The 24,284-nt window shown below is 68.5% G+C and carries 21 protein-coding genes and 1 pseudogene; 6 read left to right on the top strand and 16 right to left on the bottom strand.

Features of this window, described 5'->3' with window-relative positions; all coding sequences use genetic code 11:
* Positions 1 to 24: 24 nt before the first annotated feature.
* Positions 25 to 765 carry an SIMPL domain-containing protein gene (locus tag IB228_RS02855; RefSeq protein WP_183643231.1) on the bottom strand — a complete coding sequence of 247 codons (741 nt, stop codon included), beginning with the start codon at positions 763 to 765 and terminating at the stop codon, positions 25 to 27.
* 151 nt (positions 766 to 916) lie between these two features.
* Between IB228_RS02855 and IB228_RS02860 the strand changes: the two genes are divergently transcribed.
* From IB228_RS02860 to tldD, 4 genes are all read left to right on the top strand, one after another.
* Positions 917 to 1,486: a Maf family nucleotide pyrophosphatase gene (locus IB228_RS02860; protein ID WP_192197523.1), complete on the top strand. Its 570-nt coding sequence runs from the start codon at positions 917 to 919 to the stop codon at positions 1,484 to 1,486.
* Positions 1,487 to 1,549: 63 nt separating this feature from the next.
* The gene (rng, locus tag IB228_RS02865) at positions 1,550 to 3,037 is read left to right on the top strand and encodes a ribonuclease G (RefSeq protein ID WP_183643226.1); all 1,488 of its coding nucleotides are present in this window, start codon (positions 1,550 to 1,552) and stop codon (positions 3,035 to 3,037) included.
* Positions 3,038 to 3,112: 75 nt separating this feature from the next.
* Entirely contained in the window at positions 3,113 to 6,997 is a 3,885-nt protein-coding gene (locus tag IB228_RS02870) for a YhdP family protein (protein WP_192197524.1), read from the top strand.
* Between the two features lie 55 nt (positions 6,998 to 7,052).
* Complete coding sequence (gene tldD, locus IB228_RS02875) at positions 7,053 to 8,495, top strand: metalloprotease TldD (protein ID WP_183643220.1); 1,443 nt, start codon at positions 7,053 to 7,055, stop codon at positions 8,493 to 8,495.
* A 44-nt stretch (positions 8,496 to 8,539) separates the two neighbouring features.
* Here tldD and yjgA read toward each other — a convergent pair whose 3' ends face one another.
* The gene (gene yjgA / locus IB228_RS02880; RefSeq protein WP_192197525.1) at positions 8,540 to 9,097 is read right to left on the bottom strand and encodes a ribosome biogenesis factor YjgA; all 558 of its coding nucleotides are present in this window, start codon (positions 9,095 to 9,097) and stop codon (positions 8,540 to 8,542) included.
* 109 nt (positions 9,098 to 9,206) lie between these two features.
* Here yjgA and pmbA point away from each other — a divergent pair, with 109 nt between their 5' ends.
* The gene (pmbA, locus tag IB228_RS02885) at positions 9,207 to 10,565 is read left to right on the top strand and encodes a metalloprotease PmbA (RefSeq protein WP_225562206.1); all 1,359 of its coding nucleotides are present in this window, start codon (positions 9,207 to 9,209) and stop codon (positions 10,563 to 10,565) included.
* 89 nt (positions 10,566 to 10,654) lie between these two features.
* A complete protein-coding gene (locus IB228_RS02890; RefSeq protein ID WP_183643213.1) occupies positions 10,655 to 11,083 on the top strand; it encodes a DUF4870 domain-containing protein in 429 nt (142 codons plus the stop codon).
* Positions 11,084 to 11,151: 68 nt separating this feature from the next.
* On the opposite strand, the gene IB228_RS02895 is transcribed toward IB228_RS02890, so the two are convergent.
* The 14 genes and pseudogenes from IB228_RS02895 to fabZ all read right to left on the bottom strand — a co-directional run bounded on the left by IB228_RS02895 (position 11,152) and on the right by fabZ (position 24,282).
* Positions 11,152 to 12,030 carry a farnesyl diphosphate synthase gene (locus tag IB228_RS02895; RefSeq protein ID WP_192197526.1) on the bottom strand — a complete coding sequence of 293 codons (879 nt, stop codon included), beginning with the start codon at positions 12,028 to 12,030 and terminating at the stop codon, positions 11,152 to 11,154.
* On the bottom strand, positions 12,020 to 12,280 hold the full coding sequence (locus IB228_RS02900; protein ID WP_183643207.1) for an exodeoxyribonuclease VII small subunit: 261 nt from the start codon (positions 12,278 to 12,280) through the stop codon (positions 12,020 to 12,022). Before IB228_RS02900 ends, IB228_RS02895 begins: the two co-directional genes overlap by 11 nt.
* Before the next feature lie 46 nt (positions 12,281 to 12,326).
* Positions 12,327 to 13,610: a tRNA lysidine(34) synthetase TilS gene (gene tilS / locus IB228_RS02905; protein WP_192197527.1), complete on the bottom strand. Its 1,284-nt coding sequence runs from the start codon at positions 13,608 to 13,610 to the stop codon at positions 12,327 to 12,329.
* A 30-nt stretch (positions 13,611 to 13,640) separates the two neighbouring features.
* On the bottom strand, positions 13,641 to 13,826 hold the full coding sequence (locus IB228_RS02910) for a hypothetical protein (protein WP_183643201.1): 186 nt from the start codon (positions 13,824 to 13,826) through the stop codon (positions 13,641 to 13,643).
* 156 nt (positions 13,827 to 13,982) lie between these two features.
* On the bottom strand, positions 13,983 to 14,126 hold the full coding sequence (locus IB228_RS02915; protein WP_183643198.1) for a hypothetical protein: 144 nt from the start codon (positions 14,124 to 14,126) through the stop codon (positions 13,983 to 13,985).
* Between the two features lie 164 nt (positions 14,127 to 14,290).
* Complete coding sequence (locus IB228_RS02920) at positions 14,291 to 15,043, bottom strand: tetratricopeptide repeat protein (RefSeq protein WP_192197528.1); 753 nt, start codon at positions 15,041 to 15,043, stop codon at positions 14,291 to 14,293.
* Complete coding sequence (locus tag IB228_RS02925; RefSeq protein WP_192197529.1) at positions 15,040 to 15,765, bottom strand: transglycosylase domain-containing protein; 726 nt, start codon at positions 15,763 to 15,765, stop codon at positions 15,040 to 15,042. The genes IB228_RS02920 and IB228_RS02925 overlap by 4 nt, the downstream gene beginning before the upstream one ends.
* Positions 15,766 to 15,776: 11 nt before the next feature.
* Positions 15,777 to 16,736, bottom strand: a complete 960-nt coding sequence (locus tag IB228_RS02930; protein WP_141453570.1) for an acetyl-CoA carboxylase carboxyltransferase subunit alpha — start codon at positions 16,734 to 16,736, stop codon at positions 15,777 to 15,779.
* Positions 16,737 to 16,829: 93 nt separating this feature from the next.
* Positions 16,830 to 20,393, bottom strand: coding sequence for a DNA polymerase III subunit alpha (gene dnaE, locus IB228_RS02935; protein ID WP_192197530.1), 3,564 nt, complete (start codon positions 20,391 to 20,393; stop codon positions 16,830 to 16,832).
* Positions 20,394 to 20,524: 131 nt separating this feature from the next.
* Positions 20,525 to 21,040 (bottom strand): hypothetical protein, encoded by a 516-nt coding sequence (locus tag IB228_RS02940; RefSeq protein ID WP_183643188.1) that lies wholly within the window; start codon positions 21,038 to 21,040, stop codon positions 20,525 to 20,527.
* Positions 21,041 to 21,233: 193 nt separating this feature from the next.
* The gene (gene rnhB, locus IB228_RS02945) at positions 21,234 to 21,851 is read right to left on the bottom strand and encodes a ribonuclease HII (protein WP_192197531.1); all 618 of its coding nucleotides are present in this window, start codon (positions 21,849 to 21,851) and stop codon (positions 21,234 to 21,236) included.
* A gap of 9 nt (positions 21,852 to 21,860) precedes the next feature.
* A pseudogene (gene lpxB / locus IB228_RS02950) lies at positions 21,861 to 23,042 on the bottom strand (lipid-A-disaccharide synthase); the annotation flags it as partial.
* A 2-nt stretch (positions 23,043 to 23,044) separates the two neighbouring features.
* A complete protein-coding gene (gene lpxA / locus IB228_RS02955; protein ID WP_192197533.1) occupies positions 23,045 to 23,827 on the bottom strand; it encodes an acyl-ACP--UDP-N-acetylglucosamine O-acyltransferase in 783 nt (260 codons plus the stop codon).
* The gene (gene fabZ, locus IB228_RS02960) at positions 23,824 to 24,282 is read right to left on the bottom strand and encodes a 3-hydroxyacyl-ACP dehydratase FabZ (RefSeq protein ID WP_183643174.1); all 459 of its coding nucleotides are present in this window, start codon (positions 24,280 to 24,282) and stop codon (positions 23,824 to 23,826) included. Before fabZ ends, lpxA begins: the two co-directional genes overlap by 4 nt.
* Positions 24,283 to 24,284: the final 2 nt, after the last annotated feature.

Genomic DNA, 24,284 nt, shown 5'->3' on the forward strand with positions numbered 1-24,284 from the left:
TTGCGTGGAGCGGGGTGGCGGGGCTCAGCGGCCCAGTTCGAACACCACGTCCAGGTTCACCGACAAGGTGGTCTCGCCCGGGGACACCGGGGTGGACTCCATCCGGCCGGCCTTGGCGTCCATCGCCATCGCCATCATCGGCACCGGGCGGAAACCGCCGCCGCCCTCGGAGATGCTGACGATGCGGCGGACCCGCAGGCCCAACGCCTTGGCGTAGGTCTCGGCGCGGGCCTGTGCCTTCTTCAGCGCGGCCAGGCGGGCTTCGTCGTAGACCGGCTCGGGCTGGTCGATTTCGAAGCTGGGGCCGTTGATCTGGTTGGCGCCCACCGCGGCCAGCGCGTCCAGCACCTTGCCCAGCTTGGCGATGTCGCGGACCTTCAGGCTGACCGTGTTGCTGGCCTGGTAGCCGGTGATCTTCGGCGGTTCGTTCTCGGCGTAGCGGTACTGCGGGTTGAGGCTGATGCCGCTGGTCTGGACGTCCTTCTCGGGGATGCCCGCGGCCTTGATGGCGGCGACCACCTTGGCCATCTGCTCGGCGTTCTGGCGCATGGCGGCGTTGCCGTCGGCGGCCTGGGTGACCACGCCGGCGGACAGGGTCGCCACGTCGGGCACGCGCGACGCCTCGGCCTGCGCCGACACGTTCAGCAGGGTGCCGTCGGCGGGCACGGTGTAAGCGGGGGCGGTCTGGGCTTGGGCGGTCATCGTGACGGTTCCTAGGGCCAGGGACAGGGCGAGCAGCAGCGGGCGGAACGGGTGGTGGCGCATGGGATCTCCTTGTATGCGTCGGTGGCCGGGGGCCAGTGGGAGTGAAGCGTGTTCAGTACACGATGAACGCGTTGTGAGTCGAATCGGGTTTCGCCGTCCACGGGAACACTCAACCGGCGTTCAGTCAGTCGCCTCAGGTTATTCTTTCCCGATGCTGCATCTGGCCTCCCAATCCCCCCGCCGCGCCGAACTCCTGACCCGCCTGGGGCTGACCTTCGGGCGCATTGATCTGGATATCCCCGAACACCGCCAGCCGGGCGAGTCCGCCGAAGATTACGTGCGTCGGGTGGCGCGCGAAAAGGCCGGGGCCGGACTGCTGAAGGTGATGACCGTGCCGGGCGCGGTGGTGCTGGGGGCGGACACCGAGGTGATCCTGGACGACGAGGTCTTCGGCAAGCCGGCCGATGCCGACGACGCGGCCGCCATGCTGCGCCGGCTGTCGGGCCGGACCCACCAGGTGATCTCGGCGGTCTCGGTGGTCGACGCCGGCCGCGAGGAGCAGGCGGTATCCATTTCCAAGGTGAGCTTCGGCGAGCTTTCGGACGCGGACATCGCCGCCTATGTCGGCAGCGGCGAGGCGATGGGCAAGGCCGGGGCCTACGGCATCCAGGGCCGCGCCGAACAGTACGTGACCCGCCTCTCGGGCAGCTTCTCAGGCGTGATGGGGCTGCCCCTGCACGAGACCGCCCGCCTGCTGCGCGCGTTCGGAGTGCTGGCATGACGGCAGGCGCGGCGCTGGCCGCCCGCCGTCGCTCCCCTTCTTTTCCTTCCAACGGACGGTGACATGAGCGAAGAAATCCTGGTCAATGTCACCCCCCGCGAAACCCGCGTGGCCGTCATCGAGAACGGCATGCTGCAGGAACTGCACATCGAGCGCGGCTGGCGCCGGGGCGTGGTCGGCAACCTGTACAAGGGCAAGGTGCAGCGGGTGATGCCGGGCATGCAGGCGGCGTTCGTCGAAGTCGGCCTGGATCGCGCGGCGTTCCTGCATGCCAACGACATCGTGCGCCCGGCGCCGGTCGCCAACGGCGAGGCGGTGGAGACGCCGCTGCCGCCGCCGCCGTCGGTGCCGATCATGGACCTGCTGCGCGACGGCCAGGACGTGGTGGTGCAGGTGGTCAAGGATCCCATCGGCAGCAAGGGCGCGCGCCTGACCACCCAGATCAGCATTCCCTCGCGCTACCTGGTGCTGCTGCCCCAGTCGAAGGTGGTCGGGGTGTCGGCACGCATCGAGGACGAGGCCGAACGCCAGCGCCTGAAATCGCTGGTGAGCGATCTTGCTGCGGCGCATGGCGGTCATGGCTACATCATCCGCACCAATGCCGAGGGCCAGCCGGCCGAGGCGCTGGCCGAGGACATTTCCTATCTGGCGCGGGTCTGGGCGCTGGTGGAACAGCGCAGCCGCGATGCCGCGGTGGGTACCTGCATCTACGAGGACCTGACCCTGCCGCTGCGCGCGGTGCGCGACCTGATGCGGCGCGATGTCGAGAAGGTACGGGTGGATTCACGCGAGACCAGCGAGCGGCTGCAGGCGTTCGCGGCCAAGTACATGCCGGTCCTGGCCGAGCGCATCGAGCATTACAGCGGCGAACGTCCCATCTTCGATCTGTATGGGGTGGAAGACGAAATCGGCCGCGCGCTGGACAAGGAAGTGCCGCTGAAATCCGGTGGCTACCTGGTCATCGACCAGACCGAGGCGATGACCACCATCGACGTGAACACCGGTTCCTTCCTCGGCCAGCGCAACCTGGAGGAAACCGTCTACCGCACCAACCTGGAGGCGGCGCAGGCGGTGGCGCGGCAACTGCGCCTGCGCAATCTCGGCGGCATCATCATCATCGATTTCATCGACATGGACGATCCCGAGCATCGCCGCCAGGTGCTGCGCACACTGGAGAAGGCGCTCTCGCGCGATCACGCCAAGACCACGGTGTACGAGTTCTCGCCGCTGGGGCTGGTGGAGATGACCCGCAAGCGCACGGTCGAGAGCCTGGAGCGGCAACTGTCCGAGCCGTGCCCGGAATGCGGCGGCCGCGGCAGCATCAAGACCGCCGAAACCGTCACCTACGAGATCTTCCGCGAAATCACCCGTGCCGTGCGCCAGTTCGAGGCCGCGCGCCTGCTGGTGATCGCATCGCCCAAGGTGGTGGCGCGCATCACCGACGAGGAATCGCAGTCGGTGGCGGAACTGGAGGAATTCCTCGGCAAGTCGATCCGCTTCCAGGCCGACGAGCAATACCTGCAGGAGCAGTTCGATGTCGTGCTGCTTTGAGGCCGGGATTCGGGATTGGGGAATCGTGATTCGCCCCGTCCCCAATCCCCAATCTCCAATCCCGGCTTGCCGCTGATGCCCACCCCGATGCGCCGCCGCCTGCGCCTTGCCCGACGTGGTGCCGTTTACGGCATCGCGATCGTGCTGGTGTGCATGGCCGTGGTGCTGGGCATCGCCAGCCAGGTGCTGCCGCTGGCCGAACGTCATCCCGAGCGTGTCGCCGCGTGGTTGAGCGAGCGGGCCGGGCGGCCGGTGGCATTCGATCGGGTGCAGACCCAGTGGACCCGGCGCGGGCCGCTGCTGCAACTGGACGGGCTGCGGATCGGCGAGGGTGAGGGTGGCGTCCGTATCGGCCAGGCCGAGGTGCTGGTGTCGATGTACGGTGGCCTGCTGCCGGGCCGGTCGTTCACCGAACTGCGCCTGCGCGGCCTGTCGCTGACCCTGCAGCGCGCCGACGACGGCACCTGGTCGGTGCGCGGCTTGCCCGGGCAGCAGCAGCCGGGCGGGGATCCGCTGTCCAGCCTGGAGGGGTTGGGCGAACTGCAGATCATCGACGGCCGCCTGGACATCGACGCGCCGTCCATTGGCTGGCAATTGCGGGTGCCCGATATCGACATGCGCCTGCGGGTGAACGGCGATCGCGTACGGGTCGGTGCACGCGCGCATATCCGCGCCGACAGCGCGCCGCTCAACGTTGCCGTCGATTTCAATCGTCGCAAGGGCGACGGCCAGGCCTACGCCGAGGTGACCGCCGCCGACATCGGCGTGTGGTCGCCGCTGCTGCGCTACGCGGGTGTGGTGGCCGATTCCGGCAGCGGGCGGCTGCAAGGCTGGATATCCCTGTACCGGCATCGCGTGGTGATGGTCACCGCCGAGGCGCACGTGCAGAAGCTGGGCTTGCGCGGTGCGCCGCTGGTGGGGGGCGGGGCGCTGCCGCGCGCGGCCTTCGAACAACTGGACGGCAGGTTGCGTTGGCGCCTGATCCGGAGCGGCTGGCGACTGGATGCGCCGCTGCTGCGGGTCGGCAGTGGCGAAAGCACGCAGACGCTGGACGGCCTGCTGCTGGCCGGTGGTCGCGAGACCGCGCTGGTCGCGCGCCAACTGGATGCGGCGCCGCTGTTCGCGGTGCTGGGGTTGAGCGACCGGGTCGGCGACGACATGCGCCGCTGGCTGGGCCAGGCACGTCCGACCGCGCGGCTGGCACGGGTGGAGGTCGCCGGCAATCGCCAGGGCGGCCTGCGCGCCAGCGGCGAACTGCTGGAAGTCGGCTTCGCGCCGGTCGGCCGCGCGCCGGGAATGAGCGGGCTGGCGGGCGATTTCGAGGGCGACGCCGAAGGCCTGCGCCTGCGCCTGAAACCGGCATCGCGCCTGCAGTTCAATTGGCCCAGCGGCTTCGGCGTGGTGCATGACGTCACCCTCGATGGTGAAATCGTCGGTTGGCGCGAAGGCGCCGGCTGGCGCGTCGGCACTGCGGCGTTGCGCGTGCGTGGCAAGGATTACGGCGCGCAGGTGCGCGGCGGCCTGTGGTTCCAGAACGACGGCACCCGACCGTGGATCGATCTGGCCGCCGATCTCGATCAGGCGCCGGTGCCCACCGCGCAGCGCTTCTGGGTTCACCACCAGATGCCCAAGGCGGCGGTGGACTGGCTCAACGCGGCGCTGGTCGGCGGCCAGGTGAACAATGGCCGCGCCATCGTCTCGGGCGATCTCGACGATTGGCCCTTCGTCCGCAACAACGGCCGCTTCGAGGCGGTCGCGCGCATCAACGGCGGGCAGTTCAAGTTCCAGCGCGACTGGCCGGCGCTGGAGCAGGTGGACGCGGATGTCGCCTTCATCGGCAACGGATTCTCGCTGGACGGGCACGGCAGCCTGGCCGGCGTGGCGGTCGAACATTTCAGCGCCGGCATCGCGGACTTCCGCGAATCCAACCTGCGTGTCGACGCCGACACGCACACCGATGCGGGGAAACTGCTGGCGATGCTGCGGCAGAGTCCGTTGCAGAAAACCCATGCCGACACCTTCGCCAATCTGGAAGCCTCCGGCGCCACCCGCGCCAGCTTCCATCTGCTGCAGCCGCTGAAGAAGGATTCGCCCACCCGTCAGCGGATGGAAGGCGAGGTGGAACTGACCGCGGCGAAGCTGGCCGAAAAGCGCTGGAACCTCGCCTTCACCGATGTCACCGGCAAGGCGCGCTACGACAACGGCGGATTCGCTTCCGAACCGATGAAGGTGATGTTGCAGGGCCAGCCCGGCGTGCTGTCGCTGCGCGCGGGCAGCGGCGCGCGGGATCCGCAGCAGGCGTTCGAGGCCGAGCTCGCTGCGCGCCTGGATGCGAAGGAACTGCTGGATCGCGCGCCGGAAATGGCCTGGTTGAAGCCGTACATCGAAGGGCGTTCGGACTGGAACGTCGCGGTCACCATTCCCAAGGGCGCGGCCAGCAACGCGCCCAGCCAGCTGCAGCTGCGTTCGCAGCTGGTCGGCACCGCCCTGAGCCTGCCGGCACCGCTGGAAAAACCGGCATTCGCCGCGCTGCCGACAGTGGTACGCACCTCGATGCCGCTGGGTAGCGGGCAGATCGAAGTCGCGTTCGGCCAGCGCCTGGCATTGCGCGCGCGCAACAACGGCCAGCAGACCGGCGTGCGGGTGGTGCTGGGGAGCGACAATGTCGCCGAGGCTCCGCCCGCGTCCGGGTTGATCGTCAGCGGCCGCACGCGGCAACTGGATGCGATGGACTGGATCGCGCTGTTCAAGGGCGGCGAGGACGAGGGTGACGACGATGGCCTGAAGTTGCGCCATGTCGATGTCACCGCTACGCGCCTGCTGATGATCGGATCGGTGTTCCCCGATACGCGCCTGCAACTGGCGCCGGCCCCCAATGCACTGGCGGTGACCCTGGAAGGTCCCGCGCTGTCCGGTGGCCTGCTGGTGCCGGAGACGCGGGGCGCCGCGATCGTCGGGCGGCTCTCGCGCCTGTATTGGCAGAACGCGTCGCCCGCCGGCACCGCCACCGCGGCGGCCACGGTCCCGACCAGGGCGGTCGCGGGCGCGCCGATCGGCATGCCCGGCGCGCCGCCGGTACCCGCCGACGATGGCCTGGATCCGTCGGCGATTCCGCCGCTGTCGCTGGACGTCGATGAACTGCGCGTCGGCAGCGCGAAACTCGGCAACGCCCGCCTGCGTACGCGCCAGTTGCCCGCCGGCATGCAGATCGAACAGCTGCAATTGCGTTCCCCGCAGCACGACATCGACGTGGCAGGTACCTGGCTGGGGAAGGGCGCGCATGCGCGGACCCAACTGCAGGCCAAGGTGGCGAGCCGCGATTTCGGCGCGCTGCTGGCCGATGCCGGCTACGGTGGCCGCATTCGCGGCGGCCACGGCACCGTCCAGGCCACCGCGGGCTGGCGTGGCAGTCCCGGCGCGTTCCGGCTGAGCGAACTGGAAGGCAAGGTCGGCGTGGATGCGCGCGATGGCCATCTGCTGGAACTGGAGCCCGGTGCGGGCCGCGTGCTCGGTTTGTTGAGCGTGGCCGAATTGCGTCGCCGGCTGACCCTGGATTTCAGCGACTTCTTTTCCAAGGGATTCGCGTTCAACCGGATGGAAGGCGAGGTGGCCCTGGGCAACGGCCTGGCCCGCACCGACGCGCTGGTGATCGACGGTCCCGCCGCCGAGATCCGGATCGGCGGCACGACCGATCTGCGCGCCGAACAGTTCGACCAGGTGGTGGATGTGCTGCCCAAGTCGGCCAACGTGCTGACCGCGGTCGGCGCGGTCGCCGCCGGACCGTTGGGCGCGGCGGTCGGCGCGGTCGCCAACGCGGTGCTCAAGCGCCCGCTGGGCGAAATGGGTGCCAAGACCTATCGGGTGACTGGTCCTTGGAAGGAACCCAAGGTGGAGGCCATTTCGCGCGAGCAATCACGCGAACAGGCGCCATCCTCGGCCGCGCGCGCCGGCCTGCCCTGAACCGCGGCGCCCGCACCGCCTTGCGCTGGCCCGTCCCAACCCCCACCTTGCTGCCATGACTGCTTCCCTGACGCTCGCCGAAACCCGCCTTCTGCTGCCTGCCGGCCTCGACCAGCACGGCCTGGACCGCACCTTCGGGGCGCTGCTGGGACCGGGTATCGATTTCGGCGATCTCTATTTCCAGCATGCCCGGCGCGAGAGCTGGACGGTGGAGGACGGCATCGTCAAGGACGGTGCGCACTCGATCGAGCAGGGTGTCGGCGTACGGGCGATTTCGGGCGAGAAGACCGGCTTCGCCTATTCCGACGATATCAATTCGGTCGCCTTGCTGGACGCCGCGCGCTCGGCGCGCGCGATCGCCCGTGACGGCGCGGCGCATGCGCCACGCGCGCTGGTGCGGGGCGGTGGACGCGCGCTCTACGGCGCGGACGATCCCATCGACGCGATGGACAATGCCGCCAAGGTCGAGGCGCTGCGCACGGTGGACCGTTTCCTGCGCGCGGCCGATCCGCGCGTGCAGCAGGTGACCGTGAGCCTCTCAGGCGGCCTGGATACCGTGCTGGTGGCGCGCAGCGACGGCGTGCTGGCCGCCGACGTGCGTCCGCTGGTGCGCCTGAACGTGCAGGTGCTGGTGGAGCAGAACGGCCGTCGCGAGTCCGGTTACGCCGGCATGGGCGGTCGCTATTCCTATGCCGAACTGCTGGGTGGCGGCCGCCCCGAGGAACTGGCGCGCGAGGCGCTGCGGCAGGCGCTGGTGAACCTGGACGCCATCGATGCGCCGGCCGGCGTCATGCCGGTGGTGCTGGCGTCCGGCTGGCCCGGCGTGCTGCTGCACGAGGCCGTCGGCCACGGCCTGGAAGGCGATTTCAACCGCAAGGGCACCAGCGTCTACGCCGGCCGCATGGGCCAGCGGGTCGCCTCGCCGGGCGTGACCATCGTCGACGACGGCACCCTGCCGGGCCGGCGCGGATCGCTCAACATCGACGACGAAGGCACGCCCACCAACTGCACCACGCTGATCGAAGATGGCGTGCTGGTCGGTTACATGCAGGACACGCTCAACGCGCGCCTGATGGGCATGGCGCCGACCGGCAACGGTCGCCGCGAATCGTTCGCGCACCTGCCGATGCCGCGCATGACCAACACCTACATGCTCGCCGGACAGCACGATCCGGAAGAGATGATCCGCTCGGTGAAGAAGGGCCTGTATGCGGTCAACTTCGGCGGCGGGCAGGTCGACATCACCAGCGGCAAGTACGTGTTCTCGGCCACCGAGGCCTACCTGATCGAGGACGGCAAGGTCACCGCGCCGGTCAAGGGCGCCACCCTGATCGGCAACGGACCGGAAACCATGCAGAAGGTCAGCATGGTCGGCCACGATCTCGCGCTGGATGCCGGAGTGGGCGTGTGCGGCAAGGACGGACAGAGCGTGCCGGTGGGCGTCGGCCAGCCATCGTTGCTGATCGAGGGCCTGACGGTGGGCGGCACCCGCGCGTGAACCGCGGGCGGGTGGACGGCGCCGAGCGGGCGCCGGCACGCGGCTCAGTCTTCGTCGGTGTCCGTGTCGCCGGGCGCGTCGTCGCCCTCGGCGAGCAGTTCGCGGATCTCGCGGAACAGTTCGCGGAACGCATGCGGCGGCTTGTTCTTCGCGCGTTCCTCGCCGGCGTTGCGAATCAGCTGGCGCAGGCGCTGGCGGTCGGCCTGCGGGAACTCCTCCAGCAGCTCGCCCAGCGCACTGTCGCCGTCGGCGAGCAGGCGTTCGCGCCACCTCTCGGCACGGTGCAGTTGCGCCGCCTCGCGCCGGGCCGCGTCGCCGCCTTCGTCCATCGCGTCGCGGATCGCGGCCAGGACGTCGTCATCCTCGCGGCGCATCTGCTTGGCCAGGTACTGCAACTGGCGCTTGTGCGCGATGTGCGAGGTGATGCGCTGGGTTTCCAGGATATGCGGCATCAGGTCTTCGGGAATCGGCAGCTTCGCCAGGCGGGCCGGCGTCAGCGCCACCAGTTGTTCGGCCAGGCTGCGCACCTCCAGCGCTTCCTCGCGCTGCTGGGTACGGCTGGGGCTAAAAAATTCGCCGGTTTCGGGGTCGCGTCCGCGCATGGTCGATCTCGGTTGCCGGTCACGCGGCGGTGCCTGCACGGCGCGCCGGGACATCTTTCACGGGGGAGGCCGGGACGTCCGGCTTCCTGCATTGCATAAGGATAAGCCATTGAACGCCATCACCGTTTCCGCCGACGACAGTCTGGCCCGGCTGGATACCCTCGCCGAGCTGTCGCAGCGCCTGCTGGCGGCCGCCCGCGCGCGTGGCGCCAGCCAGGCCGAGGTCAGTTGCAGCGAGGAGCGCGGGCTGAACGTCAACGTGCGCCTGGGCGAGGTCGAGACGGTCGAATCGACCCGTGATCGCGGCATCGGCGTGACCGTCTACTTCGGCCGGCGCAAGGGCAGCGCCAGCACCGCGGATCTGCGCGAGGAAAGCCTGGAGGCCACGGTCGAGCAGGCCTGCGCCATCGCCCGCTACACCGAGGACGACGAAGCCGCAGGGCTGGCCGACGTGGACCGGATGGCGGCGGAGTTCCCCGATTTCGACCTCTGGCATCCCTGGCCGGTGCAGGCCGACGAGGCGCTGGATCTGGCCCTGGCCTGCGAGAACGCCGGGCGCGAAGCGGATTCGCGCATCGGCAATTCCGACGGCGCCTCGGTGGGCAGTTCGGAGAGTCTTTCGGTGTATGCGAATTCGCACGGGTTCGTCGGACGTGAACGCAGCACCCAGCACACCCTGGGCTGCGCGCTGATCGCGGGCGAGGGCGACGGCATGCAGCGCGACGGCTGGTACACGACGGCGCTGGCGGCGTCCGCGCTGGAAGCGGCGCAGGTGGTCGGACGCAAGGCGGCCGAGCGCACCGTCGCCCGGCTGGAACCGCGCACGGTCGCCACCGGCCAGTACCCGGTCCTGTTCGCCGCCGAGGTGGCGCGATCGCTGGTGGGCCACCTGCTGGGCGCGGTGGCCGGTTCGGCGCTGTACCGGCGGGCCAGCTTCCTGCTGGATCACGCCGGCCAGCGGGTTTTCCCGGAATGGTTCTCGATCGAGGAACGTCCGTTCCTGCGCCATGGCTGGCGCTCGGCCGCCTTCGATGCCGAGGGCGTCGCCACCCGCGATGCGCCACTGGTGCGCGACGGCGTGCTGGAGCGCTACCTGCTGGGCAGCTATTCGGCGCGCAAGCTGGGGTTGCAGAGCACCGGCAACGCCGGCGGCGTGCACAACCTGCAGGTCTCGGCCAATGCCGGTGGCTTCGATGAACTGGTGCGCGGCATGGGACGCGGCTTGGTCATCACCGAGCTGATGGGGCAGGGCGTCAATCCGGTGACCGGCGACTATTCGCGCGGCGCGGCCGGGTTCTGGGTGGAGAACGGCGAACTCGCCCATCCGGTCGATGGCATCACCATCGCCGGCAACCTCAAGCAGATGTTCGCGGGCGTGGAGGCGGTCGGAAACGACGTCGATCCGCGTTCGCACGTGGCCTGCGGTTCCATCCTGCTCGGGCGCATGACCGTTGCCGGATCCGATTGACGTGTCTTGACAGGATCCCCCGGGGCCCCGAAAGTGGCCGCCGGGATTGTTCCATACCATCAACGTCAACAAGGAATGGGGATACACGCATGAGCGAGTTCGAGAACGTCACCGCACCGCCGCCGCCGCCGACTTCGGGAAGCCCGAGTGCGGAAGAGCGTCAGTGGGCCCTGTTCGCACACCTGTCCGCGCTGGTCGGCGGCATCCTCACCTCGGGTTGGGCCGGCAGTCTCGGCTGCTTCATCGGTCCGCTGATCATCTGGCTGGTCAAGAAGGACACCATGCCCTTCGTCAATGACCAGGGCAAGGAAGCGCTGAACTTCAACATCACGGTCGGCATCATCTTCCTGGCGCTGTTCCTGCTGACGATCGTGACCCTGGGCATCGGCGCGCTGATCACGCTGCCGCTGATGGTGATCGTCGGCATCGCCTGGCTGGTGTTCACTATCATCGCCGCGATCAAGGCCAACAACGGCGAAGCCTATCGCTATCCGTTGACGCTGCGCCTGATCAAGTAAGCGAAGTTCGCGAGTCAATGAAAAAGGCCCGGTAGAACCGGGCCTTTTTTGTGCGCGGATTGCCGCGATCAATGATCGCGGCGGACCGCCAGTTCGCCCAACGCGCGCAGCGCATCGGCGGCCTCGCCGAATGGCGACAGCGCTTCGCGCATCGACGCGTCGAGTTCGTTCAATCGCGCCTTGGCGCCGTCCATGCCGAGCAGGGCCGGATAGGTGGACTTGGACTGGGCCGCATCCTTGCCGGCGGTCTTGCCGAGCTGTTCGGAGCTGCCTTCCACGTCCAGGATGTCGTCGCGGATCTGGAAAGCCAGGCCCAGCGACGAGGCGAATCCGTCCAGGCGTTCCACGACATCCGGCGCGGCGCGGCCGGCCAGGGCTCCGAGGCGGACCGCCGCGCGGATGAGCGCGCCGGTTTTCCAGGCGTGCATGCGGGCCAGTTCTTCCAGGCTCTGCTGGCGCCCGGTGGCGTCGATGTCCAGGGCCTGCCCGCCGCACATGCCGGCCACGCCGGAGGCGCCGGCCAGCGCCTGCACCCAGGCCAGCCGGATATCGGCGTCGGCGGGTGCCTGCGCCAGCACTTCGAAAGCACGCGTCTGCAAGGCGTCGCCGGCGAGGATGGCGGTGGCCTCGTCGAAGGCGACGTGCACCGTCGGCCGGCCCCGGCGCAGATCGTCGTCATCCATGGCCGGCAGATCGTCGTGGACCAGCGAATAGGCGTGGATCAGTTCGACCGCGGCGGCGGGCGCGTCCAGCATGGCTTCCGGCGCGCCGGAAACGGCGCCGGCGGCATAGACCAGCAGGGGGCGCATGCGTTTGCCGCCGCCGAGCACGGCGTGGCGCATGCCCGCGTGGAGGCGTCCGGGTGCCTGGTCGGGGGACGGAAGGGCCTGCTCGAGGGTGGCTTCGGTACGCGCGGCCCAGGCCGCGAAGCGGGCCTCAGTTGCCATCGGGCAGCGGCGCGAACGGCTCGGCGCTCTCCGGATTGGCGGGATCGCTGAGCAGCCGGACCCGTAGTTCCGCCTGTTCCAGCGCGGCCTGGCACTGGCGGTACAGGCCGACACCGCGCTCATAGGCGGCCAGCGAGTCCTCCAGGCTGAGGTCGCCGTGTTCCATGCGGTCGACCAGGCGTTCGAGTTCTTCCAGCGACTGTTCGAAGTTCGCCACCGGGGACGCGTCGGGGGTGTTTTTCTTGGCCATGCGGGAAAGTGTGCGGAGCCGCCGCGTGAAGGTCAACGCGCGGCGGTCAGGTGGCTGCCCGTTCCCAGCGCAGGCTCGCGCCATGCCGGCGCAGCCAATCGTCCAGGCGCGCATCCAGCAGCAGGTCGCCGGCCGCGAGCAGTTCGCCGTCGGCGTCCCGCAGCAGCGGCAGCAGGCGGCGTTCCCACGGAGGAATGCCGTCGGCCTGCAGCAGCTTCTTCAGCGCCTGGCTGTGCGCGCGACCGGGCTGGCGCAGGCGCTCGCCGCCCAGGCGCGCGCCGACCCGCAGCGGCGTCGGCCAGGCCGCGCCTTCCAGGACCAGCCGGTCGCCGGTCGGCAGCCGCAGGGGCTGGTGCGTGTCCCATTCGACTTGCCAGTCGGCCGGCAGTGGAGGTCGCATCGACTCGGCATGCAACAGATCGCGCCAGCGGCGTACGACCGCGCCCTGCCAGCTGAATTCGGCTTCGTCGTCCGCCGCCGCGGCCAGCAGATCCCGCTCGATGTGGCGCACACCTTCGGTAGGGAGGGGCGGCAGATCCAGCTGGCACAGCCAGTGGCGCAGTACGCGGGCGCGCCGCGCGGGCGGGAGCGCAAGCAGGGCGGTCACCGACAAGGCCGCCGGATCCAGCGTGCGGATTGTCGCCAGCGCCAGCGCGTCGTCGCGATCGAGCAGGTCGGCAGTTTCCCGCGCCAACGAAGCGCTGCGCGCGAATGCGGCCGCGGCATGCGGCCAACGCTGTTCCAGCAGCGGCATGACCTGCCGGCGCAGGAAGTTGCGGTCGTGGGTGGTGTGCAGGTTGCTCGGATCATCGATCCACGCCAGACCATGCTGGCTGGCATGGCTTTCAAGCACGGCACGCGAGGTGTCCAGCAGCGGGCGCCAATGCCATCCACCGGCAAAGGCGCGCCAGTCGCGCATCGCCGCCAGCCCATCCACGCCCGAAGCCCGCAGGGCACGCAGCAGGAAGGTTTCCGCCTGGTCCTGCAGGTGATGCGCGGTCACCAGCACCTCGCCGGACGACATCGCCTCGGCGAACGCCGCATAGCGCGCGTGGCGGGCGGCCGCCTCCATACCCTGGCCGGCGTCGGCGGAAACCCGTACCTGCACGATCCGCAACGGAACTTCCCAGGCATCGCATGTGCGTTGGCAGTGCGCGGCCCAGTCGTCGGCCGCCGGCTGCAGGCCGTGATGGACGTGGATGGCGCGAAGGACGCCCTGGAATGCCGGTTCCGCATGGAGGCGGTGCAGCAGGACCGTCGAATCCAGGCCACCGCTGAAGCCGATCAGCAGGGACGGCACGACGGCGGGCGCGGGCGGCAGGGCGAACATGCCGCCCAGTCTAGCCGGCAGGCCCGCGACTCAGCGCAGCTTGTTCAGGATGACGATGATGGCGGCCAGCCAGCAGACACCGACGAACAGGCCCAGAACCCAGTTCTGGTTGACCCCGTTCCGGTGCCAGCGCAGGCGGTTGTAGAACAGGCCCACCACCATCGGCAGGACGAACAGGATGAGCGGAACCAGCCACCATGGATGCAACAGGTCCATCACGTTTTCCCCCGTGAGCCGGCCGATGCCGGCGATCTCATCCTAGCGCCGTCGGCGCGTCCGCGCCTGCGGCGAATCGTCGCGGGAGGAGGAAGACAAGGCTTAGATCCGGGACGCCACCATGTGCGCCGCCGGAAGTGAAGCGGTGGGCATGGCTCAGGAATTTGTCCAGAATGCCACCGCGCACAAGATTGAAATCAATAGGAGCAATCCGACCATGATCGGCCATGCGCGGCGGCTGCCCGCCTGACCGAACAAGTCAAGCCAATGTGCCAGCAGTTGGGCGATGGCTTCGAACATGGGTGTATCCACGTCGTTGAGGGGCAACGATCATTGAACACCCGGCAGCTCTGAGCGGAAATGACTCCGTTTGTTGGTTCGGCCCGAACGCCAGGGCATTCCAACGCAGTGCTTGCTAGCAGTATTCGCGGTAAGACAGCCAGGACTGCCGTTCTTTACTCGAATCAGGACGAGGGCAGGTTGGCCAGTTCGTTGCGGGCCAACGCGATCCACTCGCGCTGATCGCGCTGGTAGTACTTCGGCAGGGCGTCGGAGCGGGTCAGGATTTCCTGGAATACCGCGCGGGCGCGAACCAGATCGCCCTGGCGCTTGAGCAGCAGGCCATAGCGGGCACGCGCCTCCTCGCCGGGATGGCCCTGCACGACGGCTTCGTATTCGTGCAGGGCGGCGGCCGCATCGCCCAGGTCTTCCACGGCGCGCGCATACAACAGGTGCCCGTCTGAGGAGCGGAAGTTCGGATTGGCGGCGATGAGTGCGTCCAGGGTCGTGCGCGTCTCGCGTGCCTTGCCCTGTCCGTACTGGGCCTTGGCCAGGCCGAGCATCAGGTCCGGATCCGTGCGGTACAGGCCCTTGAGCGCGTTGCCGAACAGATCCTCGGCGCGGGCGAAATCCCCGCTGCGCAGGCATTCCTCGGCCAGTTGGCGACGGGTTTCCGGTGTATCGGAAAGCCCCAGCTTGCGATCCGCCTTGCGCTTCTCGTGCTCGGGATCGATGCGCGAGCGCACGCTGCGCGCGGCCCGGCGCGCCGACGGGTTGTGGCGCAGATCCGGCAGCACTTCGGCGATGAAGTACACCAGCACCGCGATGTAAGAAAACAGCAGCAGGATGAAGACCCAGTACAGCGGCCGTCCCGTGCGCACGACGTGCACGCAGCAGGCGACCTGGAGGATCAGCGACAGGATGATGAACGGGCTCATGCGGCTTGATTGGATACCGGGAAGGGAAGCAGGGTGGTGGCGGGTGCTGAGGCGCTGTTGCAGGCGGAGGGATGGGCTCGCAACCGTTCGCGTGCACGTGCCAACGCGGTGTCGATATCCGGGATGTTCAGATGCGCGGATACGAAGCGGAAACGTTCTTCGAAGCGTTTCGGATAGCACACCGGATCATAGAAGGACGGCCCTCGATCCAGAACCTGCAGCGCCAGGAATTCTTCTGGCCACAGGGTTTCCGGGGACTGGCCATACCAGGCCTTGGCGGCGGCGGGCAGGCCGTGTGCGCCTCGCCCGTAGAATCCTTCGTTCAACACCGTGTTGACCTGTTCGTCGATCGACCATGCGCGGCTGACGAATATCGTCGCGGCGATGTCGGCGGCGACGCGACGCGTGCCACCCACAGGGCGATCCGAGCGCTGCAGGAGGGTGCGGCCGGCCCAGGCGGGAAGCCGCAATTCATCCGTTCCTGCGGACTGTCGAAAAAAGTACCAGGGCACCGTCAACGGATTCAGGCGGACGGCTCCGTCACTGTGTACGCCATGGATGGCCTGAAACTGCGCTCGCATCGAGGGCGGCAAAGCGCCGGTATTTGGCTGGCGATCGGCGGGAAGCGCGCCGGCTCCCCACAGATACACGCCCAGGCACAGCACCACATAGCCGACCACCGGCACCAGCAGCAGGGCAGATATCCATTTCTGCCAGCTCATCGCGTTTGCCCTCAGGCGGCCTCGTAGGCCCCGTAGCTGCGCAGGCGCTCGTAACGGCGCTGCAGCAGTTGTTCGACCGGAATCTGTTCCAGCGCGTCCAGTTCGTTGAGCAGGACCGCCTTCAGCCGGGTCGCCATCTGGCGCGGATTGCGGTGGGCGCCGCCGATGGGTTCGCGCACCACCTTGTCCACCAGGCCGAGCGAATGCAGGCGCTTGGCGGTCAGGCCGAGCTGCTCGGCGGCGTCCTTGGCCTTGTCGGCCGACTTCCACAGGATCGAGGCGCAGCCTTCCGGGGTGATCACCGAGTAGGTGCTGTATTCCAGCATCAGGGTGCGATCACCCACGCCGATGGCGAGCGCGCCGCCGGAGCCGCCTTCGCCGATCACGGTGCAGATCACCGGGACTTTCAGTTCCGACATCTCCAGCAGGTTGCGCGCGATCGCCTCGGACTGACCGCGTTCCTCGGCATCGATGCCCGGCCAGGCGCCGGCGGTGTCGATGAAGGTCAGCACCGGCAGGCGGAAGCGTTCGGCCAGCTTCATCAGCCGCAGTGCCTTGCGGTAACCCTCCGGCTTGGGCATGCCGAAGTTGCGCTTGATCTTTTCTTTGGTATCGCGGCCTTTCTGGTGGCCGATGATCACCAGCGAGCGCCCATTGATGCGGGCCAGGCCGCCAACGATCGCCTTGTCGTCGGCGAAGGCGCGATCGCCGGCCAGTTCCTGGAACTCGTCGCAGATCACGCGCGCGTAATCCAGGGTGTAGGGGCGGGCCGGATGGCGGGCCAGCTGCGATACCTGCCACGGGGTCAGGTCGCGGAAGATCTGGGCGGTGCGGACGCGCAGCTTGTCCTGCAGGGCATGGACTTCGGCGTCGACATTCACCGCCGGTCCCGCGCTGGCGTTGCGCAGCTCCTGGATCTTGGCTTCCAGATCGGCGATGGGTTGTTCGAAATCGAGGTAGTTCGGGTTCATCAAGCGGGCCGTGGGCCGGAAAGGGGGGAGTTTATCCCAGCCGGGGCCTCCATACCGAGCCGTGCAGTACGGTCCGGAGCCCGGAACCGGGCCTCAGTGGTTCTGCGCCCAGGGGCGGCCCACCGCCAGCTTGACCGCGCGCACGCCAGGGGTGGCCCGCAGCGCGTCGACCAGTTCGGTATCGACCCGCACCGACAGGCTGCCATTGACGTCAAGCATGCCGGCGGTGGCCGACTTGCCGGAGGGCAGCACCAGATCCAGGCGCAGGGGCGTGTTGCCGGGGCGGTGGCGGGCGAGCAGGGCTTCCACCCGCGACCACAGCCCCGGTTCGCGCAAGTCCAGCCGCAGCGACAGCCGCTGCGCCTGCTGCGCGCACAGCTGCGAGTAGTCCCAGCACTGGCGGATGCGCAGGCTGAAGCCGCCGTTGAACTCGTCCTCGCGCAGGCCGCCCTTCATGATCAGGATGCGGTCGCGGGTCAGCAGCGGGCCGAACTCGGCCATCGCGTCGGAGAACGCACTGCATTCGATGCGGCCGCGGCCGTCCTCCAGTTGCACGAACACCTGGCTGTCGCCCTTGCGGCGCACGCCGACCACCTGGCCGGCGATCAGCGCGCTGACTTCCGGGCGCCAGCCCTTCTTTTCGCCCGGCGACTGGTTGCTCCAGAGTTTTTCCAGATCACCCAGGTCGCTGCCGACCAGGGCGCGCAGATCCTCGCGATAGGGATCCATCGGATGGCCGCTGAGGTAGTGCCCCAGCGTCTCGCGCTCGCCATTGAGCAATTGGCTCAGCGGCCACTCGTCCGATTCGGTCAGCACCACTTCCAGCGCGGGCGCGGCATCGCCGCCGCCGAACAGCGAGCTTTGTCCGGCCGCGCGCTCCTTGGCCAGCTGATCGGTGGCCTTCAGCACTTCGGGCAACTGCAGCATCAGCGAGGCGCGATTGCGGCCCAGCGCGTCAAGCGCGCCGGCATTCACCATCGCTTCCAGCGCGCGCCGGTTGAGCTTGGAGGAATCGACCCGTTTGCAGAAATCCAGCAGGTCGCGGAATTCGCCGCCCTGCCGGCGTTCGGCGACGATCGTCTCGCACAGGCCCTGGCCGACGCCCTTGATGGCGCCGATGCCGTAGCGGATGGTGCGCGGATCGGTCGCCTCGAACATGTAGTCCGAGTGGTTGATCTCCGGCGGCAGCACGGTCAGCGACAGCCCGCGCGCCTCGTCCAGGAAACCGACCACCTTGTCGGTGTTGTCCATGTCCGAGGACAGCACCGCGGCCATGAACTCGGCCGGATAGTGGCACTTCAGCCACGCGGTCTGGTACGACACCAGCGCGTAGGCCGCGGCGTGCGACTTGTTGAAACCGTAGCCGGCGAACTTCTCCATCAGGTCGAAGATTTCGTCGGCCTTCTTCTCGTCGACGCCGCCCTTGCCGGCGCCCTCGCGGAAGATCTCGCGGTGCTTGGCCATTTCGGCCGGCACCTTCTTGCCCATCGCGCGACGCAGCAGGTCGGCGCCGCCGAGCGAGTAGGCGCCGACGATCTGCGCCATCTGCATCACCTGCTCCTGGTACACCATGATGCCGTAGGTGTCCTTCAGGATTGCTTCGGTGCGCGGATCGGGATACTCGACTTCCTCGCGTCCGTGCTTGCGGTCGACGAAGCTGGGAATCAGGTCCATCGGGCCGGGTCGGTACAGCGATACCAGCGCGATCAGATCCTCGAAGCGGTCGGGCTTGGCGTCCTTCAGCAGCCGGCGCATGCCGGAGGATTCGAACTGGAACACCGCGCCGGTGTTGCCGGAAGCGAACACCTGGCGATAGGTGGCGGCGTCGTCCAGCGGAATCGTCGCGATGTCGATCGGCGGCACGCCCGCGCGTTCGTGGCGGCGGTTGATGGCCTTGACCGCCCAGTCGATGATGGTCAGCGTGCGCAGGCCCAGGAAGTCGAACTTCACCAGGCCGACTTCCTCGACGTCGTTCTTGTCGAACTGGGTGACCGGGTTCCGGCCCAGCATGCCCTCGTCGTGTTCGGCGAACAGCGGGCAGAAGTCCGACAGCGGCGACGGCGCGATGACCACGCCGCCGGCGTGCTTGCCGGCGTTGCGGGTCAGGTCTTCCAACTGGCGCGCCAGGTCGATCAGATCGCGGACATCGTCCTCGCTGTTGTAGCGTTCGATCAGCTCCTGCGAGGCCATTTCGCTGTTGCCTTCGCCCATCGCATCCTTCAGCGTCACGCCGAGGATGTTCGGGATCAGCTTGGCGACGCCATCGACCAGACCGTAGGGAAAGCCCAGCACGCGGCCGGCGTCGCGCACGACCGCCTTCGCCGCCATGGTGCCGTAGGTGATGATCTGGCTGACCCGGTCGCGGCCGTACTTGCGCGCGACGTAGTCGATCACCTCGTCGCGCCGGTCCATGCAGAAGTCGATGTCGAAGTCGGGCATCGACACGCGTTCCGGATTGAGGAAGCGCTCGAACAGCAGGTTGTAGGGCAGCGGATCCAGATCGGTGATCTTCAGCGCCCACGCCACCAGCGAACCGGCGCCCGAACCGCGGCCCGGGCCGATCGGGATGCCGTGGTTCTTGCCCCACTGGATGAAGTCGCCCACGATCAGGAAGTAGCCGGGGAAGCCCATCTTGATGATGGTGTCCAGCTCGAACTCCAGCCGTTCGAAGTAATCCTCGCGGGACTTGCCGGGGGCGAGCGGGTTCTTCTCCAGCCGTTCTTCCAGGCCGGTCCGGGCCTGGCTGCGGATCCAGCTGTCCAGGGTCTCGTTTTCCGGCACCGGATAGGCGGGCAGGAAGTAGGTGCCCAGCCGCATCTCGATGTTGCAGCGCTGCGCCAGCGCCAGCGTGTTGTCGATGGCGTCGGGCACGTCGGCGAACAGCGCGGCCATTTCCTCGGCCGACTTCATGTACTGCTCGGGACTGTACTCGCGGGGCCGCTTCGGGTCGTCCAGCACGCGGCCGGAGGCGATGCACACGCGCGCCTCGTGCGCGTCGAATCCGTCCGGCGAAAGGAACCGCACGTCGTTGCTGGCGATGACCGGCAGGCCGCGCTTGGCCGAAGCGTGCAGCGCGAATGCGTTGAACGCCTCCTCGCCATCGCGCTGGGTGCGGGTCAGTTCGAGATGCAGATCCTCGCCGAAACTGCGCTGCCATTCGGCCAGGTGCTGCTCGGCCAGTTCATGCCGTCCGCTCAGCGCCAGCCGGCCGGCCTGGCTCTGGCGGCCCATCAACGCGAACAGGCCCTGGCGATCCTCGTGCAACCACTGCGGATCGATGGCGACGCCGTCGTTGCGGTGACCTTCCATCCACGCGCGGGTGAGCAGGCGCGACAACGACAGGTAGCCCTCGCGATCCCGGCACAGCAGGGTCACCGGCCACGGCGTCTCGTTGCCCTCGGCCACCAGGACGTCGGCGCCGGCGATCGGCTTGATGCCGACGCTTTCGGCGGCCTTGTAGAACTTGACCAGGGCGAACAGGTTGTTGCGATCGGTGACCGCCAGCGCCGGCATGCGCAGCTCCACCGCGCGGCTGAGCAGGTTGGCCTGCTTGGCTTTCTTGGGGTCGGCCTGATCCGGCTTCTCGGGCACGCGGATGATCGAATCCGCCATCGAGAACTCGGTGTGCAGGTGGAGATGAACGAAGCGGGAGGACATGCCGGCTCGGAAGACTGTCCGGGCAGGTTACCGGCGGGGGTGGGGAGGGGCAAGGCTTGACATCGGCGCCCGGGCCGGCGAGCCCGGGCTGCCTGGGCGCATGGCGGGCGCGAAGCGTCCCGGCGGCCGGCTCAATGCACCCGGAACACCGCCGGTTGCGCGGGCGCGTAGCTGGTTTCACGGACCTGCCGATGGTGTTCGCGCAGGGCGCATTCCTCCTCGCGTGCGTGTTCCCAGTCGTGCCGATCGAACGGGAAGGCGCCAACCTCCGCATGTCGCAGGTTCGACTCGACATCGCGCAGACGCAGGAAATCATCGTGGGCCTCGACCTCCCGCCACAGGCGGGGCCAGGACAGGTCCGATGGCAGGGCGCCCATCGGCTGTCCGGCAGGCTGGGCGAGTCGCGCCAGCACGGCGGCCAGGCCAGCCCTGATCGCGGGCTCGCAGTCCCAGGCGGTGTCTTCCAGCAGCGCCGCGATGCGTTGCGGACCGTCGATGCCCGGCGACGGTGCATCCGGACAGATCCCGCGTACCAGCGCGGCCAGGTGTTGATGGGAGGCGGGGCCGTTGCCGGTGCGGGAGCCGCAACGGGATTCGGGGGACGGCGCTCCGGGTTCCGGAGCGGCATGGTCGGGATGCAGGTTCATGGCAGTTCTCGCGAGACCGTCGGGGGCCGGGGCGTGTCACCGTGATCCTTGGAAGACGGCATTCCTCATGGAGGAGATGCGATAACAGCCTGCAGGGTTGCGAGGATTGTTTCGACTGCTGGAAGTCGGCGTGACCAAGGACAGGGCGTCCTGTTCATCCGACCGGCGGCGGGGAGGCGCGGGAACTCCGCGCTCAGGCCATGCCGTGCGCTTCCAGCGCGACGCGAACGGGCGCGAAACTGCGGCGGTGCAGCGGGCAGGGGCCATGCAGGGTGAGCGCGGCCAGGTGCTCGGGCGTGGAATAGCCTTTGTGGTTGGCGAAACCGTACTGCGGGAACTGCGCGTGCAATGCCACCATCGCGCGGTCGCGGGTGACCTTGGCGAGGATGGATGCGGCCATGATCGCGGCATCGAGCCGATCGCCGCCCACCAGCGCCTCGGCCGGACACGGCAGGCGGGTGGGAATCCGGTTGCCATCGATGCGCGCGAGTTCGGCCGCCGGCTGCAACGCGCGAACCGCGCGTCGCATGCCTTCCATCGTGGCCTGCAGGATGTTGAGCGTGTCGATTTCCTCGCGCTGCACCAACTCGACCCGCCAGGCGAGCGCGCGCTCGATGATCAACGGATACAGCGCCTCGCGCTGGACTTCGGTCAGTTGCTTGGAATCGTTGAGGCCGTCGATGGGGCGATCCGGATCCAGGATCACCGCCGCCACCGATACCGGTCCGGCCAGCGGGCCGCGGCCGGCTTCGTCCACGCCGGCGATCAGGCGGAACACGGGGTCGGGAAACAGCGAACCGTTCGGAAGCATGGCGCGATTCTAGCGGATGCCCGCGGGCGCGGCGGCCGGTTCCAGCAGCTCGGACACCGCGTCGGCGGCGCGCGCGGAAGCATCCTGGCGCAATTGCTCGTGCAGGTGCAGGTACTTCGGTTGCAGGGCGGCGGCTTCCTGCGGCGCGCGGAACCAGTGCAGCACGGCATCGGCCAGTTTGTCGGGCGTGCACTCGTCCTGCATCAATTCCGTCGCCAGGTCCTCACCTGCCAGTACGTTGGGCAGGGCGTAGCGCTCCACCTTCAGCAGGCCCAGCGCCTTGACGATGCGATAGGTCATCGGCGCGACCTTGTAGCCCACCACCATCGGGCGCTTGGCGAGCATGGTTTCCAGGGTCGCCGTGCCGGAAGCCAGCAGGACCACATCGGCCGCGTACAGCGCGGTGCGGGCATGGCCGTCGAGCAGATGCAGGTTCGGCACGGCCAGTTGCGGATCGGCCAGCAGGGTTTCCAGTTGTTCGCGGCAGGCGGGGTTGGCGGCCGGAACGCACACGCGCAGTTCCGGTACCGCGCGCGCGACGCGCTGCGCCGCTTCCAGGAAGGGTGGCGCGAGCCGCTGGATTTCACCCAGCCGGCTGCCGGGCAGCAGGGCCAGCACCGGCGCGTCGGCCGGCAGGTCCAGCGCCCGCCGGGCGGCGGCGCGGTCCGGTTGCAGCGGCATGTCGTCCGCCATGGGGTGGCCGACGAAGCGCGCATCGACGCCATGGCGGGCGTAGATGGGCGGTTCCATCGGGAACAGGCACAGCACGCGGTCGGCGCTGGCGCCGATCTTCTGCGCGCGCTTCTCGCGCCAGGCCCAGACGGAGGGGCTGACGTAATGCACGGTGCGGATCCCGCGCTGCTTGAGCCAGCGCTCCACGCCCAGGTTGAAGTCGGGGGCATCGATGCCGATGAACACATCCGGCCGCCAGGCCAGCACGCGCTCGCGGAACGCACGCCGCAGCTTCAGCAGGCGGGGCAGGTGGCGCAGTACCTCGGACAGGCCCATCACCGCCAGCTCGCCCGCGTCGAACCAGGTCTGGCAACCTTCGCGGCGCATGCCATCGCCGCCGATGCCGGCGAATTCGGCGTCGGGCCAGCGTTCGCGCAATGCGGCGATGAGGCCGGCACCCAGCCCGTCGCCGGAGGCCTCGCCGGCCACCAGCGCGATGCGCGGGCGGCGCGCGGGGGAATTCATCTCAGCAGCGGCCTCTCGCCGCGTTCGATGAAATCGAGCAGGGCACGAACGTCTTCGCTGGACTGGGCCTGTTCCGCCAGTTGCTGCTTGGCCTCGGCCAGCGGCAGGCCGGCGACGTACAACGTGCGGTAGGCACGCTTGATCGCGGAGATGCGTTCGCTGTCGAAGCCGCGCCGCTTCAGTCCCTCGCTGTTGATGCCACGCGGCCGGCCCAGCGAATCGCTGCCGACCATGGTGTACGGCGGGACGTCGCCATTGACCAGCGCGCCCATGCCGATGAAGGCATGCGCGCCGATGCGGCAGAACTGGTGGGCGCCGGAGAAGCCGCTCATGATCACCCAGTCCTCGACGGTGACGTGTCCGGCCAGGGTCGAGTTGTTGGAGAACACGCAGTGGTTGCCGATCACGCAGTCGTGCGCGACGTGCGTATAGGCCAGCAGCAGGTTGTCGTCGCCGATGCGGGTGATGCCGCCGCCGCTGCCGGTGCCGCGGTTGAGAGTGACGAACTCGCGGATGATGTTGCGATCGCCGATGACCAGTTCGGTGCGTTCGCCGGCGAACTTCTTGTCCTGCGGATCCCCGCCCGCGGCGACATGGCCGACCAGGTGGTTGTCGCGGCCGATCCGGGTGGGACCGGTCACGCTGCAATGCGGGCCGATGACTGTGCCATCGCCGATTTCAACGCCGTCGCCGATCAGGCTGAACGGACCGACGCGCACGTTCGCGCCCAGGCGCGCGCCCGGATCGATGACCGCGCTCGGATGGATATCGGTACTCATGCCGGGGTCTCGGCGCACAGCACCTCGGCGCTGGCGACCTCGTTGCCGGCGACCTTGGCCACGCAGGTATACAGGGTCATGTTGCGGATGACCCGCTTGATTTCCACGTGCAGTTCCAGCACGTCGCCGGGCACCACCATGCGCGAGAAGCGGACGTTGTCGACCTTGACCAGGTAGAACAGCCGGTCGCCACCGCACAGGCCGCGCGAAATCTGGGTCAGCACGCCACCGGCCTGGGCCAAGGCCTCGATCACCAGCACGCCGGGCATCACGGGATGGCCAGGGAAGTGGCCCTGGAAGAACGGCTCGTTGATGGTCACGTTCTTGATGCCGACGATGCGCTTGTGCGCTTCGAACTCCACCACCTTGTCCACCAGCAGGAACGGATAGCGGTGCGGCAGCAGTTTCTGGATGGTGACGACGTCGATGGGGAGCTTCACTTCGGGTTCGGTCATGT

Origin of the sequence: Pseudoxanthomonas sp. PXM04, from assembly GCF_014851695.1 — a bacterium.
In the GTDB taxonomy this organism is placed as follows: Bacteria; Pseudomonadota; Gammaproteobacteria; order Xanthomonadales; family Xanthomonadaceae; genus Pseudoxanthomonas_A; species Pseudoxanthomonas_A beigongshangi.

What these genes read in the sequence shown, in the direction of transcription:
- IB228_RS02855 (WP_183643231.1), bottom strand. Translation starts at nt 765, where the DNA reads ATGCGCCACCACCCGTTCCGCCCGCTGCTGCTCGCCCTGTCCCTGGCC.
- IB228_RS02860 (WP_192197523.1), top strand. Translation starts at nt 917, where the DNA reads ATGCTGCATCTGGCCTCCCAATCCCCCCGCCGCGCCGAACTCCTGACC.
- rng (WP_183643226.1), top strand. Translation starts at nt 1,550, where the DNA reads ATGAGCGAAGAAATCCTGGTCAATGTCACCCCCCGCGAAACCCGCGTG.
- IB228_RS02870 (WP_192197524.1), top strand. Translation starts at nt 3,113, where the DNA reads ATGCCCACCCCGATGCGCCGCCGCCTGCGCCTTGCCCGACGTGGTGCC.
- tldD (WP_183643220.1), top strand. Translation starts at nt 7,053, where the DNA reads ATGACTGCTTCCCTGACGCTCGCCGAAACCCGCCTTCTGCTGCCTGCC.
- yjgA (WP_192197525.1), bottom strand. Translation starts at nt 9,097, where the DNA reads ATGCGCGGACGCGACCCCGAAACCGGCGAATTTTTTAGCCCCAGCCGT.
- IB228_RS02890 (WP_183643213.1), top strand. Translation starts at nt 10,655, where the DNA reads ATGAGCGAGTTCGAGAACGTCACCGCACCGCCGCCGCCGCCGACTTCG.
- IB228_RS02895 (WP_192197526.1), bottom strand. Translation starts at nt 12,030, where the DNA reads ATGGCAACTGAGGCCCGCTTCGCGGCCTGGGCCGCGCGTACCGAAGCC.
- IB228_RS02900 (WP_183643207.1), bottom strand. Translation starts at nt 12,280, where the DNA reads ATGGCCAAGAAAAACACCCCCGACGCGTCCCCGGTGGCGAACTTCGAA.
- tilS (WP_192197527.1), bottom strand. Translation starts at nt 13,610, where the DNA reads ATGTTCGCCCTGCCGCCCGCGCCCGCCGTCGTGCCGTCCCTGCTGATC.
- IB228_RS02910 (WP_183643201.1), bottom strand. Translation starts at nt 13,826, where the DNA reads ATGGACCTGTTGCATCCATGGTGGCTGGTTCCGCTCATCCTGTTCGTC.
- IB228_RS02915 (WP_183643198.1), bottom strand. Translation starts at nt 14,126, where the DNA reads ATGTTCGAAGCCATCGCCCAACTGCTGGCACATTGGCTTGACTTGTTC.
- IB228_RS02920 (WP_192197528.1), bottom strand. Translation starts at nt 15,043, where the DNA reads ATGAGCCCGTTCATCATCCTGTCGCTGATCCTCCAGGTCGCCTGCTGC.
- IB228_RS02925 (WP_192197529.1), bottom strand. Translation starts at nt 15,765, where the DNA reads ATGAGCTGGCAGAAATGGATATCTGCCCTGCTGCTGGTGCCGGTGGTC.
- IB228_RS02930 (WP_141453570.1), bottom strand. Translation starts at nt 16,736, where the DNA reads ATGAACCCGAACTACCTCGATTTCGAACAACCCATCGCCGATCTGGAA.
- dnaE (WP_192197530.1), bottom strand. Translation starts at nt 20,393, where the DNA reads ATGTCCTCCCGCTTCGTTCATCTCCACCTGCACACCGAGTTCTCGATG.
- IB228_RS02940 (WP_183643188.1), bottom strand. Translation starts at nt 21,040, where the DNA reads ATGAACCTGCATCCCGACCATGCCGCTCCGGAACCCGGAGCGCCGTCC.
- rnhB (WP_192197531.1), bottom strand. Translation starts at nt 21,851, where the DNA reads ATGCTTCCGAACGGTTCGCTGTTTCCCGACCCCGTGTTCCGCCTGATC.
- lpxA (WP_192197533.1), bottom strand. Translation starts at nt 23,827, where the DNA reads ATGAGTACCGATATCCATCCGAGCGCGGTCATCGATCCGGGCGCGCGC.
- fabZ (WP_183643174.1), bottom strand. Translation starts at nt 24,282, where the DNA reads ATGACCGAACCCGAAGTGAAGCTCCCCATCGACGTCGTCACCATCCAG.